The organism is Rothia mucilaginosa (assembly GCF_001548235.1).
GTDB classification, from domain to species: Bacteria; Actinomycetota; Actinomycetes; order Actinomycetales; family Micrococcaceae; genus Rothia; species Rothia mucilaginosa_B.
The window spans coordinates 1,565,499-1,582,672 of the sequence record NZ_AP014938.1 but is presented as its reverse complement, the minus strand read 5'-3'; the positions used below and the strand labels follow the sequence as shown (position 1 = coordinate 1,582,672).

Sequence of the window (17,174 nt, the reverse complement as noted above, 5' to 3'; positions counted from 1 at the left end):
CCGGCCCCCCTCGCGCTATACTTCAATCACAGACTCTTTTTTTCTCTTCGGCGTAACCGCCGGTACAGAAAGGCAATTATGAGCAACTCCGAGGCATACGAGGTTCCCTCCTACGAAGGCCGCCAGTGGTGGAAGGAAGCCGTGGTGTACCAGGTGTACCCCCGCTCCTTCAACGACGCGAACGGCGACGGCATCGGTGACCTGAAGGGCATCACCGAGAAGCTGCCCTACCTGGCTAAGCTGGGCATCAACGTCATCTGGCTCTCCCCCGTGTTCGATTCGCCGAACGTGGACAACGGCTACGACATCTCTGACTACTTCGCGATCATGAGTGACTTCGGCACCATGGAAGACTTCGACGAGATACTTGAAACCGCTCACAAGCACGGCATCAAGATCCTGATGGACCTGGTCGCCAACCACACCTCCGATGAGCACCCCTGGTTCAAGGAATCTCGCTCCTCCAAGGACAACCCCTACCGCGATTACTACATTTGGAAGGATCCGAAGGGCTTCGACGAGGACGGCAACCCGATTCCTCCGAACAACTGGGCGTCCGAGTTCGGTGGCCCGGCGTGGGAGTGGGATGAGGCGACCGGCCAGTTCTACCTGCACATCTTCTTCAAGGAGCAGCCCGACCTGAATTGGGAGAACGAGAAGGTTCGCGAGGACCTGTACTCCATGGTTCGCTGGTGGCTGGACAAGGGCGTTGACGGCTTCCGTCTGGACGCTATCAACATCATCTCCAAGCCCGAGGGCTTCCCGGATGATCCCTCCACCGACTTTGAGAAGCACACCTCCTCGATTCCGTTCGTCATCTCCAACGGCACCATGGTGCACCCGTGGATGAAGGAGCTCACCCGCGAGACCTTCAGCCGCTACGACGTGATGACCGTGGGCGAGACCAGCGCAACCAGCCCCGAGGACGCTAAGCTGTGGGCTGGCTACCACACCGGTGAGCTGAACATGATTTTCCACTTCGATCACATGGGCGTGGATAACGACCCGAACGGCTCCCTGGGCGGCAAGTGGTCCTACGCGCCGTACAAGCTGACCGAGCTCAAGCGCATCCTGAACGACTGGCAGACCACCCTGGAGGGTAACGCCTGGGGTTCGCTGTACTGGGACAACCACGACCAGCCGCGCGTTGTCTCCCGTTTCGGTAACGATTCGGATGAGTTCCGCACCCTGTCCGCTAAGCAGCTGGCGACCACTCTGCACTTCATGCAGGGCACCCCGTACATTTACCAGGGTGAAGAAATTGGCATGACCAACGTGAAGTTTGATTCGATTGAGGATTACCGCGATGGTGACTCGATTCGCTTCTACGAGGACATGCACGTTGACCACAAGCGTCTGAGCCACGAAGAGGCAATGCAGGCGATTTACATTAAGGGCCGTGACAATGCTCGTACCCCGGTTCAGTGGGATGACTCCGCTAACGGTGGTTTCAGCCCCGAGGGCGTGACCCCGTGGATTGCTGTGAACCCGAACTACCCGTCGATTAACGCTGAGGCTGTTCTGGCTGATGAGGATTCGATCTTCTACCACTACCAGCAGCTGGTGGCTCTGCGCCGCGGCAAGCTGAAGGACCTGATGGTTTACGCGTCCTTCGCTCCGGTGGATTCGGTTCAGGTTCCGCACAACGAGGACGAGGCTGTGTACGCGTACACCCGTACCGGTGGTGCGGACGGTAGCCCCGCGAACGAGTCTTTGCTGGTTGTTTCGAACTTCACCGATAAGGAGCAGGAGCGCGACTTCGCTGTGCTGGATGAGGCTCGTGAGGCTGGTGCTCGCGTTGAGCTGGTGAGCTCGAACTACAAGGACGATGCGGGTTCGACCCTGCGCCCCTACGAGGCGAAGGTGTACCACATCGTTCGCTAAGCGTTGTAGCTCGTTGAGTGCTACCGCGTGCCGATAAGGTGATAGACAGCAGAAGGAGGGTGAGGCTTATGCCCCGCCCTCCTTTTGTGTTGCCTTCTTTGTTCTCCCCTATGTTGTCCCCGGTATTGGCTCTGCTTAGCTGGAGAACACGAGCTGCAGGATCGGCACGGCGAGCGCTATCATTCCCAGACTGACGACTGCTCCGGAGGCGATAATGGGTGCGGCTGTTCCTTCGTGCCGGTAGTGGGTTTCCAGGATGACGATGTTAGCGGCTGGCGGTAGCACTCCGAGGATAAAAAGTACCTGCGGGTGTGCCAGTAGCTGCTCAAGGTGCACCCCGGTGTGCGTGTGCATCCAGTGTGCGGCGGTTAGTACGCCGACGCTGTAGACGCTCACGAGCACGACACGGAGTACGGCCCACCGGAGGGCTTGTGTTAGGTCGGTTCGGTGCAGGCGAGCGGTGCTCAGCCACATGCCGAGCACCATGAGCCCTACGAAGCTGAAGACCCAGGTGATGAGCCGGTAGATACCGGCGGCGTGGGTGTTGAGGAACGGTCCGACTGGCAGGCATATCAGCCCGGTTGCTACGGCGATAATGGGGCGGTTCGTGAGCAGGGACCGCAGTACTGCACCGACGGCAGCTTTGTGTGTGACAGCTTTTCGGGTGGGCTTGGCTCGGCTAGTCGTGAGTCCGTCTGTATTGGTTTCTCTGCGCATGAGTGAGGTGCCGAGGATATTACCCATGACGGAGTTGCCGATGTACGCGCCGACGTAGAGGCGTACGGCTTCCTCGCCCCAGAAGCTGGCGACTACGGGGATTCCGAAGATTCCGGCGTTGAGGTAGACGAGGGCGAGCCGTTGTACCGGGTCGTTCGTGAAGAAGGCGGCGCAGCGTACGAGAAGCGCCATGAGCACCATGGTGGAGGCTGCCATGAAGAAGAGTTCGGGACGGCTGGTGGCGACGATGTAAACGATGACGGTGGGGATAATCCAGCGGGTCAGCAGGGCGGAGGCGCTTTCTTTCAGGCGGTTGCCCCAGTGCTCGGGTAGCAACATTGCGAGTCCGAAACCTACCCCTAAGTAGAGGAGTGGGAGGATCATTCCCATGCTCGTTCCTTTCGCTGTTGCTGTGTATGTGCCGTTGTTTTACGGCTAAGGTCCCTGTCTAATAACCCTACACTGAACCTTCAGGTTGAGGCTTATTGATTTTTCGTTGTACTTTTCGAAATTTTCGCGTCATATTGCATCTTATTCGCTGATGCTCTCGTTTTTTATACGGTTCGCTTCTAATCTTGAAATATAGAGAGAATATATTTTCCACCACATTCTTTCGTTCTATCACAGACACTCATTTCTTACGAGATGAGGAACTAGGCTGTTTCTTCTCCCGTAAGACTCAATATGCAGGAGCCCGCAATGCAGCAACCGTATCATTCTTCCCCTCCCGAATCCGGTGGCGTCCCCCAGCAATCTGCAAAGCGTCCTGCGCAGGCTTCTAGCCAGCATGCTGATGCGCATATTCCGCGGCGCTCTTCTGCTCTGCTTACTACCCCTGCTACAGCTTCTGTAGCCACTGTACCCGCCTCGGAGAGCCCTGAGCAGACCTTTAGGGTGCCTCACCCAGTGTTGAGTGTTATCTCGTGGCTGATTGCGGCTGCGAGCGCTGTGTGGCTTGTCATTCTGGGCGTCTCATTGGTGTTGAATGTCGCGTCGGGAGTGAGTCACGATTCTGAGTTCATGATGCTGACCTACGGCGTGTATATGGCATGCGCTTTTGGTTTCTGCTGTTTTGGTACGTTTTTTGCTCTGCATTTTGGGTTGGGTTCGAGCGCTCATTGGCGTGATTCGATTCGTCACCCGCATCACCCACACTAAAAAGGTTTATATCTGGGTGTAGTTTTTCGGCGTGTTTTTTTCGGTATTTTCGGAATGCATTTCTTTTATTTAGACCCCGCGTTTAAAAAATAAATGAGGATTTTTTAATACATCCCAAAACGCTTCTCCCCTTTTCTACACGACTTGATACAAGAAGCCGCCCGGCGCATCCACAAACAGGATGCACCGGGCGGCTTACTTCTAAGCTAAAAGTCTGGGATAGGGCGCTGCGAGGCAGAACGTTCCGCCAGGGGGATTTCTTCAGAACAGTTTGCGTCATCTGTAAGGGCAGGAAAACTGACGAAAAACTCATAGACGGAGGATTCACGCTCTTGCTTTTGATCGTGCTCGTTATCAGCTTTTAACACCTTTAGCCCCTCCTTATGCCATTAGGTTAGTGCTCTGCGCATGTCAGACGAAGCATGCATAAGCACATTATATTTCGTTCATCCCTGGCATCTGCAACGTACGTACTCACAAAAGGAGCCGCCCGGCGCATCCACAATCGGATGCACCGGGCGGCTCCTTCACAGGCTCCCAGCTACAAAGCTAGGTAGCCCAAAGCGGGATTACTCCCACTCAATGGTTCCCGGGGGCTTGGAGGTAACGTCCAGCACCACTCGGTTAACGTCCTTGACCTCGTTCGTAATACGGTTCGAAATCTTAGCCAGCAGGTCGTACGGCAGGCGCGACCAGTCAGCGGTCATTGCGTCTTCCGAAGAGACCGGACGCAGAACGATCGGGTGGCCGTAAGTACGGCCGTCACCCTGAACGCCCACGGAACGAACGCCAGCCAGCAGAACCACGGGGCACTGCCAGATGTGCTCGTCCTGACCTGCTGCGGTCAGCTCTTCACGCACGATAGCGTCAGCGGCACGCAGGGTGTCCAGGTTCTCACGGTTAACCTCGCCGACAATGCGGATGCCCAGGCCGGGGCCGGGGAACGGCTGACGTGCCACGATCTTCTCGGGAACGCCGAGCTCACGACCGATAGCGCGGACCTCGTCCTTGAACAGGGTGCGCAGCGGCTCAACCAGTTCGAAGGTCAGGTCGTCGGGAAGGCCGCCCACGTTGTGGTGGCTCTTAATGTTTGCGGTGCCGTCGCCGCCGCCGGACTCGACAACGTCCGGGTACAGGGTGCCCTGGACCAGGAACTTGATGTCTGCGCCCTCTTCGCCTGCTTCAGCAATCAGCTTGCGCTGTGCCTCTTCGAAGGAGCGGATGAACTCGCGGCCGATAGCCTTACGCTTTGCCTCGGGCTCGGTCACGCCCTCGAGCGCGGAGAGGAAACGCTCCGACTCGTCGATGGTGATGACCTTGATACCCATGGATGCTGCGTAGTCCTGCTCGACCTGTTCACGCTCGCCTTCACGGAGCAGACCGTGGTCGATGAAGAAGCAGGTGAGCTGGTCGCCAACAGCCTTGTGCACGAGTGCTGCTGCCACGGAGGAGTCAACGCCGCCGGAGAGCGCGCAGATAACGCGGTCGTTACCGACCTGCTCGCGAATCTTTGCGACCTGCTCTTCGATGATGTTGTTGGTGGACCAGGTGGGCTTCAGGCCTGCCACATTGTAGAGGAAGTTCTCCAGGGCGACCTGGCCGTAGTCGGAGTGCTTCACCTCGGGGTGCCACTGCACGCCGCCGAGCTTGCGGGACTCGTCCACGAATGCTGCCACGGATGCGCCGGGGGTCTTTGCCAGCACCTCGAAGCCTTCGGGGGCTTCGGTCACGGAGTCACCGTGAGACATCCACACGTTCTGGGTGGTGGGGGTGCCGGTGAGGAAGGAGGAGTTCTCAGCGCAGACCACAGCGTCGGTTGCGCCGTATTCGCGCAGACCGGTCTGGGCGACGGTGCCGCCGAGGGTCTGGGCCATCACCTGGAAGCCGTAGCAGATACCGAAGATCGGCACGCCAGCTTCGAACAGGGCCTTGTCACCCTTGGGGGCGCCATCGGCATAGACCGAGGAGGGGCCACCGGAGAGCACAATAGCTGCCGGGTTCTTGGCGAGCATCTTCTCGGTGCTCATGGAGTGGGGGACGATTTCGGAGTAGATGCCGGCTTCACGCACGCGACGAGCGATGAGCTGCGCGTACTGTGCACCGTAATCTACCACCAGGACGGGACGCTCTTCGAGCTGGTCCAGGTTCACAGAGTTGGTCACGAAAATTACCTCAACGTGTTGGTACTAATCCGCGCACTTGCGCGGGGATATATCTATTTTACGCTATCGCTGTACGCCGCCGACGGTGCGTAGCTGCTCCCCCATCCCGGGGTGCCGCTACATGCCCTAACGGGGGTAGCGCGTGCGTATAGAAAGCACCGCCCGGCGACCGGCAGATCAAAACCTGCCAACCGCCAGGCGGTGATTCATGAAGCTACATTAGCCGCGGTACGCGGGGACCACGGTCAGGTCCGCCTTCTGGAACTTCTTCAGGTCCAGGTAACCGCAGTTAGCCATTGCGCGCTTGAGCGCACCGACAATATTGCTGGTGCCGTTCACGTGGTGCGAAGGACCGTACAGGACTTCCTCCAGGGAGCCGACAACACCCAGCGGGGTGCGCACGCCGCGCGGGAAGTCCAGCGAGTGCGCCTCGTTGCCCCAGTACCAGCCCTGGCCGGGAGCCTCGGATGCGCGAGCCAGCGGAGCGCCCAGCATGACAGCGTCAGCGCCCAGTGCGAGAGCCTTCACCATGTCGCCGGAGCGGCCCAGGGAGCCGTCAGCAATCACGTGCACGTAGCGGCCGCCGGACTCATCCAGGTAGTCCGAACGTGCCGCAGCCACGTCGGCGATAGCGGTTGCCATCGGTGCGGAGATGCCCAGGCCCTGGCGGGTGGTCTGTGCGGAACCGCCGCCGAAGCCCACCAGCACGCCGGCCGCACCGGTACGCATCAGGTGCTTAGCCTGCGAGTAGCCAGCCACGCCACCGACGATGACCGGAACGTCGAGCTCGTAGATGAACTTCTTCAGGTTCAGCGGCTCGTGCGAGGTAGAAATGTGCTCAGCGGAGACGGATGCGCCGCGGATGACGAACAGCTCAACGCCCGCCTTCACCACGGTCTCGTAGTGCTCCTGGGTGTTCTGCGGGCTCAGGGAGCCGGCAACAACCACTCCGGAGTCACGAATCTCTTCCAGACGCGCAGTAATCAGTTCCGGCTTAATCGGCTCGGAGTAGATCTGCTGCATGCGGGTGGTCGCGGAGGCGGGGTCCGCCTCGGGCAGCTCAACAATCTCATCGAGCAGCGGCTGCGGGTCCTCGTAGCGGGTCCACAGGCCCTCGAGGTTCAGCACGCCCAGGCCACCCAGCTTACCCAGTGCAATGGCGGTCGCAGGGGACATGACCGAGTCCATGGGCGCACCAATGATGGGGGTGTCGAACTTGAACGCGTCAATCTGCCAGGAGGTGTCAACGTCGCGACGGTCACGGGTACGGCGGGTGGGAATCAGCGCCACATCGTCCAGGGAGTAGGTGGGGCGGGCGTTCTTGGAGAGGCCAATCTGAATTTCAGACATGGGGTGAATCCTTTCGAATTCGGTTTGAGGGGTGCCGCTGGGCGTTATTCGCGCCGATGCCCGCCCAATACCTGAACGGGTATGGGGCGGGCTCAACGGCGCACGGTGTGCACACCATGCGGCGAATCATCGTTGGTGAGGCGTTTTAGCCGCGGTAGTTCGGTGCCTCAACGGTCATCATGATGTCGTGCGGGTGCGATTCCTTCAGACCTGCGGGGGTGATGCGCACGAACTGACCCTTGTACTTGAGCTCCTCGATGGTGCGGGAACCGACGTAGAACATGGTCTGGCGCAGGCCACCTTCGAGCTGGTGAATCACTGCGGAGAGCGGGCCGCGGAAGGGAACCTGACCCTCAATACCCTCGGGAATCAGCTTCTCTTCGCTGGAGACGTCAGCCTGGAAGTAGCGGTCCTTGGAGAAGGACTTGTGGCGGCCGCGGGTCTGCATCGCGCCGAGCGAACCCATGCCGCGGTATGCCTTGTACTGCTTACCGTTCATGAAGATCAGCTCACCGGGAGACTCGGTGGTACCAGCCAGCAGGGAGCCGAGCATCACGGAGTCAGCGCCGGCAACCAGTGCCTTGCCGATCTCGCCGGAGTGCTGCATACCGCCGTCAGCAATCAGCGGCACGCCCGCCGGGATTGCTGCCTTAGCGGACTCGTTGATAGCGGTCACCTGGGGAACACCAACACCGGCGATAATGCGGGTGGTGCAGATGGAGCCGGGGCCAACACCGACCTTCACGCCGTCAGCGCCGGCGTCGATGATTGCCTGTGCGCCCAGGCGGGTTGCAGCCTGGCCACCGATGACGTCCACGTGTGCTGCGGCGGGGTCCTTCTTCAGACGGGCGATCATGTCGAGCACGCCCTGGGAGTGGCCGTTTGCGGTGTCCACGAACAGTGCGTCGACGCCTGCCTCGACCAGGGTCATTGCGCGTTCGTAGCCGTCGCCGAAGAAGCCGATAGCGGCGCCGGCACGCAGGCGGCCGTCCTCGTCCTTGGTGGCGTTGGGGTACTGCTCAGTCTTGACGAAGTCCTTCAGGGTAATCAGACCGGCGAGCTTGCCTGCGTCGTCGACCAGGGGCAGACGCTCAATCTTGTTGTGGGACAGCAGCGCGAATGCTTCGTCCTTGGTGACGCTGGGGTGCGCGGTGACCAGCGGCATGGGGGTCATGATGTCGCGGACGCGAATACCCTCGTAATCGGAGCGGGAGATGTAGCGGATATCGCGGTTGGTGATGATACCTTCCAGCACGCCCTCTTCGCTGACGACGGGCAGGCCGGAGACCTTGTAGTAGCCGCAGACCTCGTCGTATTCGGCGATGGTTGCGTCAGCACCGATGGTGACGGGGTTAATGATCATGCCGGACTCGGAACGCTTCACGCGGTCCACGTGTGCCGCCTGGTCCTCGATCGAGAGGTTGCGGTGGATAACGCCCATACCGCCCAGACGTGCCATAGCGATTGCCATAGCGGAGTCGGTCACGGTGTCCATTGCGGCGGAGATGATGGGGGTGTTCAGGGTGATGCGCTTAGACAGGCGGGTGGAGGTGTCCGCATCGGAGGGGATGACGTCGGTGTTGCCGGGCAGCAGCAGCACGTCATCGTAGGTCAGGCCGGTGAAGCCGAACGGATCCTCGGACAGAGCGGTGGGAATGGTCATTGTCTACCTTTCGGATGCTGGCTTCATCGGTGAGAAGCTCAGCCTATACGTTGCATATGTCAAGATGCGGTACGAACCGTCTGCCCGCACCCCACACGGTGGTTTGAGCGCAAACGGGAGCAGCTTACCTTCTATAGTAAACCGCTAAAGGTTTCTTTGCTGAGAAGCACTCAGAGTAAGCATTCCTCAGCGGGAGGCAGCCGGCAGGTTCTAGCGCCCCCGCGAACGCGGGCGCATCCGAGCCTACCGACAGCGAGTGCCCGGTACCGCCTCCACGATGGAGGTGGCGGCACCGGGCACACACGCTATTTAGGCTTCTTCAGTTTCTTCGGGCTTCTCAACCACCAGAGTCTCGGTGGTCAGCACCAGAGCCGCGATGGAGGAGGCGTTCTGCAGAGCCGAACGGGTCACCTTCACCGGGTCAATCACGCCGGCTTCGATGAGGTCCACGTACTCGCCGGTCTTGGCGTTGTAGCCGTGGCCCACGGGCAGCTCGGAGACCTTGGAGACGACAACGTAGCCGTCTTCGCCAGCGTTCTCAGCGATCCAGCGCAGCGGCTGAACCAGGGCACGGCGAACAATCTGTACACCCACGTTTGCGTCGTGGTTGCCCAGGTCCATGCCGTCCAGCGCCTTCAGCGCGTGAACCAGTGCAGAGCCGCCACCGGAGACGATGCCCTCTTCCAGAGCTGCACGGGTGGAGGACACAGCGTCCTCGATGCGGTGCTTGCGTTCCTTCGCCTCAACCTCGGTTGCGGCACCGACCTTGATGACGCCCACGCCGCCGGCGAGCTTAGCCAGGCGCTCCTTGAGCTTCTCGCGGTCCCATTCGGAATCCACGCGCTCAATTTCACGGCGCAGCTGCTGCACGCGGTCTTCGATTGCCTCGGGGTCGCCGCCGCCGTCAACGATGGTGGTGTGGGACTTGGTGACGGTCACGCGGCGTGCCGAGCCCAGGTGCTCCAGGGTGACCTGCGGCAGGTCAATGCCGAGCTCGCCGGTTACGACGGTGCCGCCGGTCAGAATTGCCAAATCCTGCATGATGGCCTTGCGGCGGTCACCGAAACCGGGAGCCTTCAGGGCGACCACGTTGATGGTGCCGCGCAGCTTGTTCACGACCAGTGCGGAGAGCGCCTCACCGTCAACGTCTTCTGCGATGATGGTCAGCGGCTTCTTCGCCTGGACGATCTTCTCGAGCACGGGCATGATTTCTGCGATGGTGGAAATCTTGCCCTGGTAGAGCAGCACGAGGCTGTTCTCCAGCACTGCTTCGCCGCGCTCAGCGTCGGTGACGAAGGAAGGCGAGAGGTAGCCCTTGTCGAACTGCATACCTTCGGTGATGTCCAGTTCGATTTCGGTGGAGGAGCCGTCTTCGATGGTGATGACGCCGTCCTGGCCGACCTTCTCGAAGGCGCGAGCCAGCAACTCACCGATCTGCTCGGACTGTGCGGAGATAGCGGCAACGTGCGCCACCTCGGGGCCCTGCACGGGGCGTGCGTTCTCGAGCAGGCGTGCCGAGACAGCCTCCACAGCAGCCTCAATGCCGCGCTTGACGTCGGCGGGTGCCGCGCCGCTGGTGACGTTGCGCAGGCCCTCATTGACCAGTGCCTGTGCGAGCACGGTTGCGGTGGTGGTACCGTCACCGGCTACGTCGTTGGTCTTGGTGGCGACTTCCTTCGCCAGCTGGGCGCCCAGGTTTTCGTACGGGTCGTCCAGTTCAATTTCGCGGGCAATGGACACGCCGTCGTTGGTGATGACGGGTGCACCCCACTGCTTGTCGAGCACAACGTTGCGCCCGCGCGGGCCGAGGGTTACCTTGACCGCGTTTGCCAGCTTATCGACGCCAGCCTGCAGGGACTTGCGGGCGGCATCGTTGAATTCAAGCTGCTTAGCCATGTGTTCGCTACTCCTAGTGCGTCACAGAAAGGAAATTTTTAAGGGGCAGATGATAGCTCATGCGCCGTACCGGATGAGCGGTACGGCGCATGAGCATCTGAAAGTATTAGTCGACGATTGCCAGAACGTCGCGTGCGGAGAGAATCAGGTACTCTTCGCCCTGGTACTTAACCTCGGTGCCACCGTAGCGGGAGAACACGACAACGTCGCCTTCCTTGATGTCTACGGGAATGCGGTTGCCCTTCTCATCCACGCGGCCCGGGCCAACGGCGACAACGCGTGCTTCCTGCGGCTTTTCCTTCGCAGTTTCGGGGATAACCAGACCGGATGCGGTGGTCTGCTCAGCCTGCTCGATCTTGATAACGACGCGGTCTTCCAGGGGCTTGATAGCCATAATCGGTTCCTCCGGGTTGTGGATTTACGTTTGATGCGAGACAGCGGCGCAGTGGCGCGCCCGATGTCTGTCTCGAGTGCTACCTCAACTCTAGTTTCACCTGTGCTTTCGGTCAAGAAAAGCGCCCCTGCGCCGGGGTGTTTCACCGCAAGGCGAACGCTGAGCAAAAAGCCGAGCAGATCAGGCTTCCCACCTGCCAAAATCGGCACCCCGTAAAATGAGGAGCATGCCTATTCCCGCATCCCCTTTTACTCCCGCCCCTAAGCTTCCGTTCAGCGCCGAAGCGCTCGCGGCAGCCGATGAGCTCTACCCGCTGGGCTCGGATACGCTCAGCGCCGTTACTTCTTTGCGTTCGCGAGGTTTCAGCCCCGAGGAGTCTGCGCAGATTATTTCGCTGGCGCAGGCTCGCACCCGTGCGCGCGCCAAGTTCGGCGAGCGCGCCCGCACCCTCATGCTCACTCAGGAGGCGGCGGAGCAGGCGACCCGCCCGGTGATTGCGCATTATCGCGCGCAGCGTCTGCGCCCGGTTGCCGGCACGGTGGCTGATTTGGGGTGCGGTATCGCCTCGGATTCTGCCGTATATGCGGCAGAGCGCGGTGCCGTGGTTGCGGTGGAGCTGGACCCGCTGACGGCTTCTTTTGCGGCAAAGAACCTTGAGTTTTGCCCGCAGGCGCGCGTGTATTCGGGGGATGTGACCGACTACGTGCACGGTGAACTTCTGGACGCCGCCGGTGAACCGGTGGGTATTGTGTGGATGGACCCGGCACGCCGCGAGTTGCGGGGTGCGAAGAAGGCTCAGACGGAGCGCCTTTTTGATCCGGAGGCGTTCTCTCCCCCGTTCTCATTCGTGCTGAATCTGGCGCGTACGGGTGTGCCGATGGGCGTGAAGTTGGGCCCCGGTTTTCCGCATGAGGGCATCCCCTCACCCGAAGATATTGCCTCGGAGGCGAACCCCAACCCGCGCGTTGAGGCGGAGTGGATTCAGTCGGAGGGTTCCCTCGCCGAGTTGGTGCTCTGGTTTAACGCGCTGGCTCAGGAGGGGGTGGCTCGCACGGCAACCTCTGTGCGTGAAACCTCTGTGCGTGAAGTGTCTGCCGAAGAGACCGACTGCAACGAAGGCCCCGCCGAAGGTTCTGCCGAAACCAGTGCCCTACTGCCGCCGTATGAGGCGGTCAGCTTCCGTAGCCCCTTGACGGCGGAAGAGGCAGAGCAGAGCGTTGACGTTCCGGTGTCCCTACCGCAGCCCGGTGATTACCTGCTGGAGCCTGCCCCGGCGATTGTGCGTTCGCATCTGGTCGCTGAGTTTGCGCAGAGTATTGGCGCGTTTCTATTGGATGAGCACCTGGCATACCTGTGTTCTGCCGAGCCGGTGGAGCATCCGCTGGTTGCTTGCTACGAGGTGCTGGAGGAGATTCCCCTGCAGGAGAAGCAGTTGAAGCGCTGGGTGCGTGAGCAGGGCTTTACGGCACTGACGATTAAGAAGCGTGGCGTGGATATTGTTCCGGAGCAATTGCGTGCGCGTCTACTGGGTTCTGCGGGTTCTAAGCCGTCCAAGAAGAAACAGAAAAAGAACGCTAATTCTTCTTCGGGTGCGCAGGAGGGCGTTCAGGAATCTTCGTACCGTCCGGCAACGCTGGTCTTTACCCGCATCGGTTCGGGCAGGGATTCACGACGCGTCGGCTGGCATGTGCGCCCGCTCTAGCCTCGCCAGCCCTAACTACCCAACCCCGGCTACTCAACCCCGACTGCCCAGCCCCGGGCTACCCAGCCCCTGACTACTCCGCCCCGAGGACGGGTTACCGTTCATGACGATTCGTGACGTTTCCCGTTCCGGATTCTGCACTCGACAGGGCACCGGGCACCGCAAGACCGTACACTAGATACGGTGTCTGATAAAGATACGGCGCCCGATAAGACACGCTACCTAGTAGAGCTATTCCCCCGCGGGGCCAACTCTCACCAGCTAGCGCGCAGCCGGGTAGAACCCACCGATAATAACTTCCACAGTCGGCACCATGCACGACCCTATTTCCAGACGCAGGAAAGGCAATATGATCGACTTTGCTTCCTCCCCGCAGTCCACTCTCGGCGTGGAATGGGAGATTGCACTTATCGACCGTGAAAGCGGCGAACTGACCCAGCGCGCCAGCGAGGTGCTGTCCATCCTGCGCGAGCGCCGCCCCGAACTGCTCGAGCCCGCCTCCGACCGGGCGCACGTAACCGGCGAATTCCTGGAGAACACCATCGAGGTGGTGACCGGCATCTGCCGCACCGTCGCTGAGGCGTGCCGTCAGCTGCAGGAGCTCACCGACATCATCCGTGAAATTACCGATGAGCTCGGCATTGAGTTCTACCCCGCCGGCACTCACCCCTTCTCCCATTGGGCCAACCAGCCGGTCGTGGCGAAGGAACGCTACCAGCGTGTGGTCGAGCGTGCCCAGTATTGGGGCCGCCACATGGTCATTTACGGTGTGCACGTGCACGTGGGCGTTGACTCCCGCGATAAGGTTCTGCCGCTCATTGACGCGCTGACCAACTACGGTCCGCACCTGCTGGCGCTTTCGTGCTCTTCCCCTTACTGGGATGGTGTGGACACCGGTTACGCCTCGCACCGCACCCAGCTTTATCAGCAGCTTCCGACGAACGGTCTGCCCTTCCACTTTGATACCTGGGAGCAGTACAGCAACTACCTGGATTCGCTCGTGGCGACCGACGTGATTAACGACCCGAGCGAGGACCGCTGGGATGTTCGCCCGGTTCCGCGTTACGGCACCATTGAGATGCGCTATTGCGATGGCCTCGCCTCCCTGCCGGATGTTGCGGCGCTGGTGGCGTTCACGCAGTGCCTGGTGGAGTACTTCTCTCGCCGTATTGAGGCGGGTGAAAACATTGAGGTGCTCGCCCCCTGGCACGCGCAGGAGAACAAGTGGCGCGTCGCCCGCTACGGCCTGGAGGCTAAGATCGTGGTCTCTAACGAGCCGGTGCAGCGCACCCTGCGTGAAGATTTTGAGCTGCTTCTGCCCAAGCTGGAGCCGGTGGCACGCGACCTTGACTGCGAAGTAGAGCTGGCGCAGGTACGCCGCATCCTCACTGAGGGTACGGGCGCGGATCGTCAGCGTGCGGTCTTTGAGAAGACCGGCTCCCTGCGTGAGGTGGCGCTGGATGTTGCCGCGCAGTCCCGTGCGCGAGCGCTGCGTTAGAGCCGCCCCACCTAAAGTTTGAATACAGAAAATGCCTCGGCGCAGTCCTTTAGGAGAGTCCTTTTGGGAAACTGCGCCGAGGCATTTCTGTAGGTATTCTTCGAGGCGAGCCGCATCAACGCGCTCGCGCTGGTAATCCCTGTAGAGGCAGTCTGCTTAGAAGCAGACAGTGGTCACGGGCAGCGAGGAGTCCGTCGTGAAGTCCACGCCCGAGGGCTCACGGCCGGCGGCAACCAGGCGAGCACCCAGCGCCGCAACCATTGCGCCGTTATCGGTGCACAGGGTGAACTTCGGGATAATCAGGCGCACCCCCTCGGAGGCGCATCGGGCGGCAAGCAGCTCACGCAGACGCGAGTTAGCCGCCACGCCACCGCCAAGCAATAGGGTCTTCATGCCCTGCTCGCGGCAGGCCAGAATCGCCTTCTTGGTGATGACGTCCACGACCGCCTCCTGGAAGGACGCGGCAATATCGGCAACCGGCACCTCTTCACCGGCCGCTTCAAAGCTTTCAATCACGCGCGCCACGGCGGTCTTCAGACCGGAGAAGGAGAAATCGTAGCGGTGCGCACCGGGCTCCTCGGCGGTGCCCATGAACTTGCGGTTCGACAGGCCGCGCGGGAACACGAAGGCGTTGCGGTTGCCCTCGGAGGCGGCACGGTCAATCGCGGGGCCGCCCGGGTAGTCCAGGCCGAGCAGTCGGGCGACCTTGTCGTAGGCCTCGCCTGCAGCATCGTCGAGGGTTGCGCCGAGCAGACGCACATCGGAGGTAATGTCGCGCACCTGCAGGATTTCGGTATGACCGCCAGAAACCAGCAGCGCACCCAGGCCACCGGAACCGGCATTCGCCAGCAGGTCGGAGCCGTCCTCGGTGCCGTTATCCTCCAGCAGGCCAACGCCAACGTGGGCGACCAGGTGGTTAATGCCGTAGAGGGGCTTGCCGGTGGCAATAGCGAGCGCCTTCGCCGCGGAGACACCGACCATGAGTGCACCCGCCAGGCCGGGGCCCGCGGTGACGGCGATAGCGTCCACCTCATCGAGGGTGATGTCCGCTTCGGCGAGTGCCGCCTTAAGGGCGGGAATCATGGCGTCCAGGTGGGCGCGGGAGGCGATTTCGGGGATCACGCCACCAAAGCGCACGTGCTCTTCCATGGAGGAGGAGATGGTGTTGCTGAGCAGCTGTGCACCGCGCACAATGCCGATACCGGTCTCATCGCAGGAGGATTCGATGCCCAGAACGAGGGGTTCGCGAGTGCTCATAGTCTATCTTTCTGTTGCGCTGTCTGCGCGTAGTGCTTCTAGGTGCAGTGATGTAGGGATACCGTGGTGTAGGGTTGCCGCGGCATAGAGGGTGGCGGAAGCTCGCCCCTACTGCGGGGATTGCCGTTTAGCCCAACGGAGTATTTAGAACGTACATTCCATAATGATGGCGTCGGTTCCGTCATCGTAGTAGCCGCGGCGTACGTGAATCGCACGGTAGCCATTGCGTTCGTAGAGGCGCTGGGCGCGCGGGTTGTCGGCACGCACCTCCAGCAGGATGCGCTCGGCACCCTGCTCGCGGGCGCGCTCGTGCATCTGCTCGAGCATGGCGCGACCGAAGCCGTGGCCTTCGTACTCGGGGAGTACGCCGATGGTTTGAACGTCGGCGGTGTCGGCTACGACCATGGTTCCGCAGTAGCCGATACCGCGCCAGCCACCCTCGTTATCTTCCGAACCTTCTGCAGGCAATTCGAGCATGTAGTAGGTGCGGGTTGGGTGGGTCAGCTCTTCGAGGAACATGTCGATATGCCAGGCGTCGGCGGGGAACAGGGTGGTTTCCATGCGGTGCATGGTCTGCACATCGGCAAGTTCGGCAATGCGCAGGCGGGCGCCCAGTGCCAGGTTATTCAGTGCCAGGTCGTCTCGCACGATATTGTCGGTAGCGCTCATTTAGCTCTCCTTCTGCCCGGTTTCCTGCACGGCAGCCTGCGTGGAGGAACCCTGAGTAGCAGCCTGCTTCTGCTGGCGGGCGAGCATTGCGGCGGGGACCTTTGCATCCGAGTCGCGCAGGTACTGGGCGGAGGTGTCCTCGCTCAGGTTCTCTACGCCCAGGCGTGCCGCGGCGGCAACCAGGTACTCGGCGTGGGGGTGAACCTCGCGGGCAGATTCGACGATGGTCCAGCCGTGCTCTTCGAGGGTTTCGGAGTACAGGCCAGCGCCGTAGCCGTAGGCGTAGGAGGGAGCCTCACCGGGCAGAATTTCGGAGGCGGGGCATACGTTCGGGTCGTCCACCAGGCTGTAACCATCGGCGTTCACGCGATAGCGGGCGGAGTAGACTTCGCGGCGGCGCGCATCGGAGGCGACCAGTAGCTCAGCATCTTCCGTTCCCCCGGCTCCCCCGCCTTGAGCGAATATCCGTTCTTGGTAGGCGCGCTCGGCCAGAGCGGTCAGGCTCATCATGCCGTACACCGGCACCGACCAGGCAAAACCCAGAGCGCGCGCAGTAACGATACCGGCACGCAGACCCGTAAAAGGTCCCGGGCCGGTACCGGTCAGAATCGCATCCAAATCTTCGCCGCGCACGCCAGCGTCCTGCAGGGCAGCCTGCGCGTAGGGGCCCATCACCTCGGCGTGGGAGCGGGTATCTTCGCTCTCGTAGCGGGCGAGGATTTCGAAGGACGCGCCGGCTTCGGAGCCGTGCACACGGGCGAGCGCCACAGATGCGGTGGCGGATGAATCAAGGGCAAGTACTAGCACCCTATCATTCTAACGCG

12 protein-coding genes are annotated in these 17,174 nt (G+C 61.1%); 3 read left to right on the top strand and 9 right to left on the bottom strand.

From position 1 onward, the window contains the following. Window positions 1-78: 78 nt before the first annotated feature. Complete coding sequence (locus RM6536_RS06230) at window positions 79-1,884, top strand: glycoside hydrolase family 13 protein (protein WP_060824456.1); 1,806 nt, start codon at window positions 79-81, stop codon at window positions 1,882-1,884. Between the two features lie 325 nt (window positions 1,885-2,209). Here RM6536_RS06230 and RM6536_RS09205 read toward each other — a convergent pair whose 3' ends face one another. The 6 genes from RM6536_RS09205 to groES form a co-directional block, all read right to left on the bottom strand. Beyond that, window positions 2,210-2,455: an EspF repeat-containing protein gene (locus RM6536_RS09205; protein WP_145974243.1), complete on the bottom strand. Its 246-nt coding sequence runs from the start codon at window positions 2,453-2,455 to the stop codon at window positions 2,210-2,212. A gap of 1,873 nt (window positions 2,456-4,328) precedes the next feature. After that, on the bottom strand, window positions 4,329-5,921 hold the full coding sequence (gene guaA, locus RM6536_RS06220) for a glutamine-hydrolyzing GMP synthase (protein WP_060824454.1): 1,593 nt from the start codon (window positions 5,919-5,921) through the stop codon (window positions 4,329-4,331). A gap of 219 nt (window positions 5,922-6,140) precedes the next feature. Further along, a complete protein-coding gene (locus RM6536_RS06215; RefSeq protein WP_049356381.1) occupies window positions 6,141-7,271 on the bottom strand; it encodes a GuaB3 family IMP dehydrogenase-related protein in 1,131 nt (376 codons plus the stop codon). A gap of 145 nt (window positions 7,272-7,416) precedes the next feature. Continuing rightward, window positions 7,417-8,934 (bottom strand): IMP dehydrogenase, encoded by a 1,518-nt coding sequence (gene guaB / locus RM6536_RS06210; RefSeq protein WP_060824453.1) that lies wholly within the window; start codon window positions 8,932-8,934, stop codon window positions 7,417-7,419. A gap of 309 nt (window positions 8,935-9,243) precedes the next feature. Beyond that, window positions 9,244-10,830, bottom strand: coding sequence for a chaperonin GroEL (gene groL, locus RM6536_RS06205; protein ID WP_060824452.1), 1,587 nt, complete (start codon window positions 10,828-10,830; stop codon window positions 9,244-9,246). Between the two features lie 106 nt (window positions 10,831-10,936). Then, window positions 10,937-11,224, bottom strand: a complete 288-nt coding sequence (groES, locus tag RM6536_RS06200; RefSeq protein ID WP_005505066.1) for a co-chaperone GroES — start codon at window positions 11,222-11,224, stop codon at window positions 10,937-10,939. A gap of 226 nt (window positions 11,225-11,450) precedes the next feature. Between groES and RM6536_RS06195 the strand changes: the two genes are divergently transcribed. Continuing rightward, window positions 11,451-12,926, top strand: coding sequence for a THUMP-like domain-containing protein (locus tag RM6536_RS06195; RefSeq protein ID WP_419865833.1), 1,476 nt, complete (start codon window positions 11,451-11,453; stop codon window positions 12,924-12,926). Between the two features lie 349 nt (window positions 12,927-13,275). Further along, window positions 13,276-14,424: a glutamate--cysteine ligase gene (locus RM6536_RS06190; RefSeq protein WP_060824450.1), complete on the top strand. Its 1,149-nt coding sequence runs from the start codon at window positions 13,276-13,278 to the stop codon at window positions 14,422-14,424. A 156-nt stretch (window positions 14,425-14,580) separates the two neighbouring features. On the opposite strand, the gene tsaD is transcribed toward RM6536_RS06190, so the two are convergent. The 3 genes from tsaD to tsaB all read right to left on the bottom strand — a co-directional run bounded on the left by tsaD (window position 14,581) and on the right by tsaB (window position 17,157). Next, window positions 14,581-15,681, bottom strand: a complete 1,101-nt coding sequence (tsaD, locus tag RM6536_RS06185) for a tRNA (adenosine(37)-N6)-threonylcarbamoyltransferase complex transferase subunit TsaD (protein ID WP_060824449.1) — start codon at window positions 15,679-15,681, stop codon at window positions 14,581-14,583. Between the two features lie 144 nt (window positions 15,682-15,825). Further along, window positions 15,826-16,350 (bottom strand): ribosomal protein S18-alanine N-acetyltransferase, encoded by a 525-nt coding sequence (rimI, locus tag RM6536_RS06180; RefSeq protein ID WP_060824448.1) that lies wholly within the window; start codon window positions 16,348-16,350, stop codon window positions 15,826-15,828. Beyond that, the gene (gene tsaB, locus RM6536_RS06175) at window positions 16,351-17,157 is read right to left on the bottom strand and encodes a tRNA (adenosine(37)-N6)-threonylcarbamoyltransferase complex dimerization subunit type 1 TsaB (RefSeq protein ID WP_060824447.1); all 807 of its coding nucleotides are present in this window, start codon (window positions 17,155-17,157) and stop codon (window positions 16,351-16,353) included. It abuts the gene before it with no gap. Window positions 17,158-17,174 lie beyond the last annotated feature (17 nt).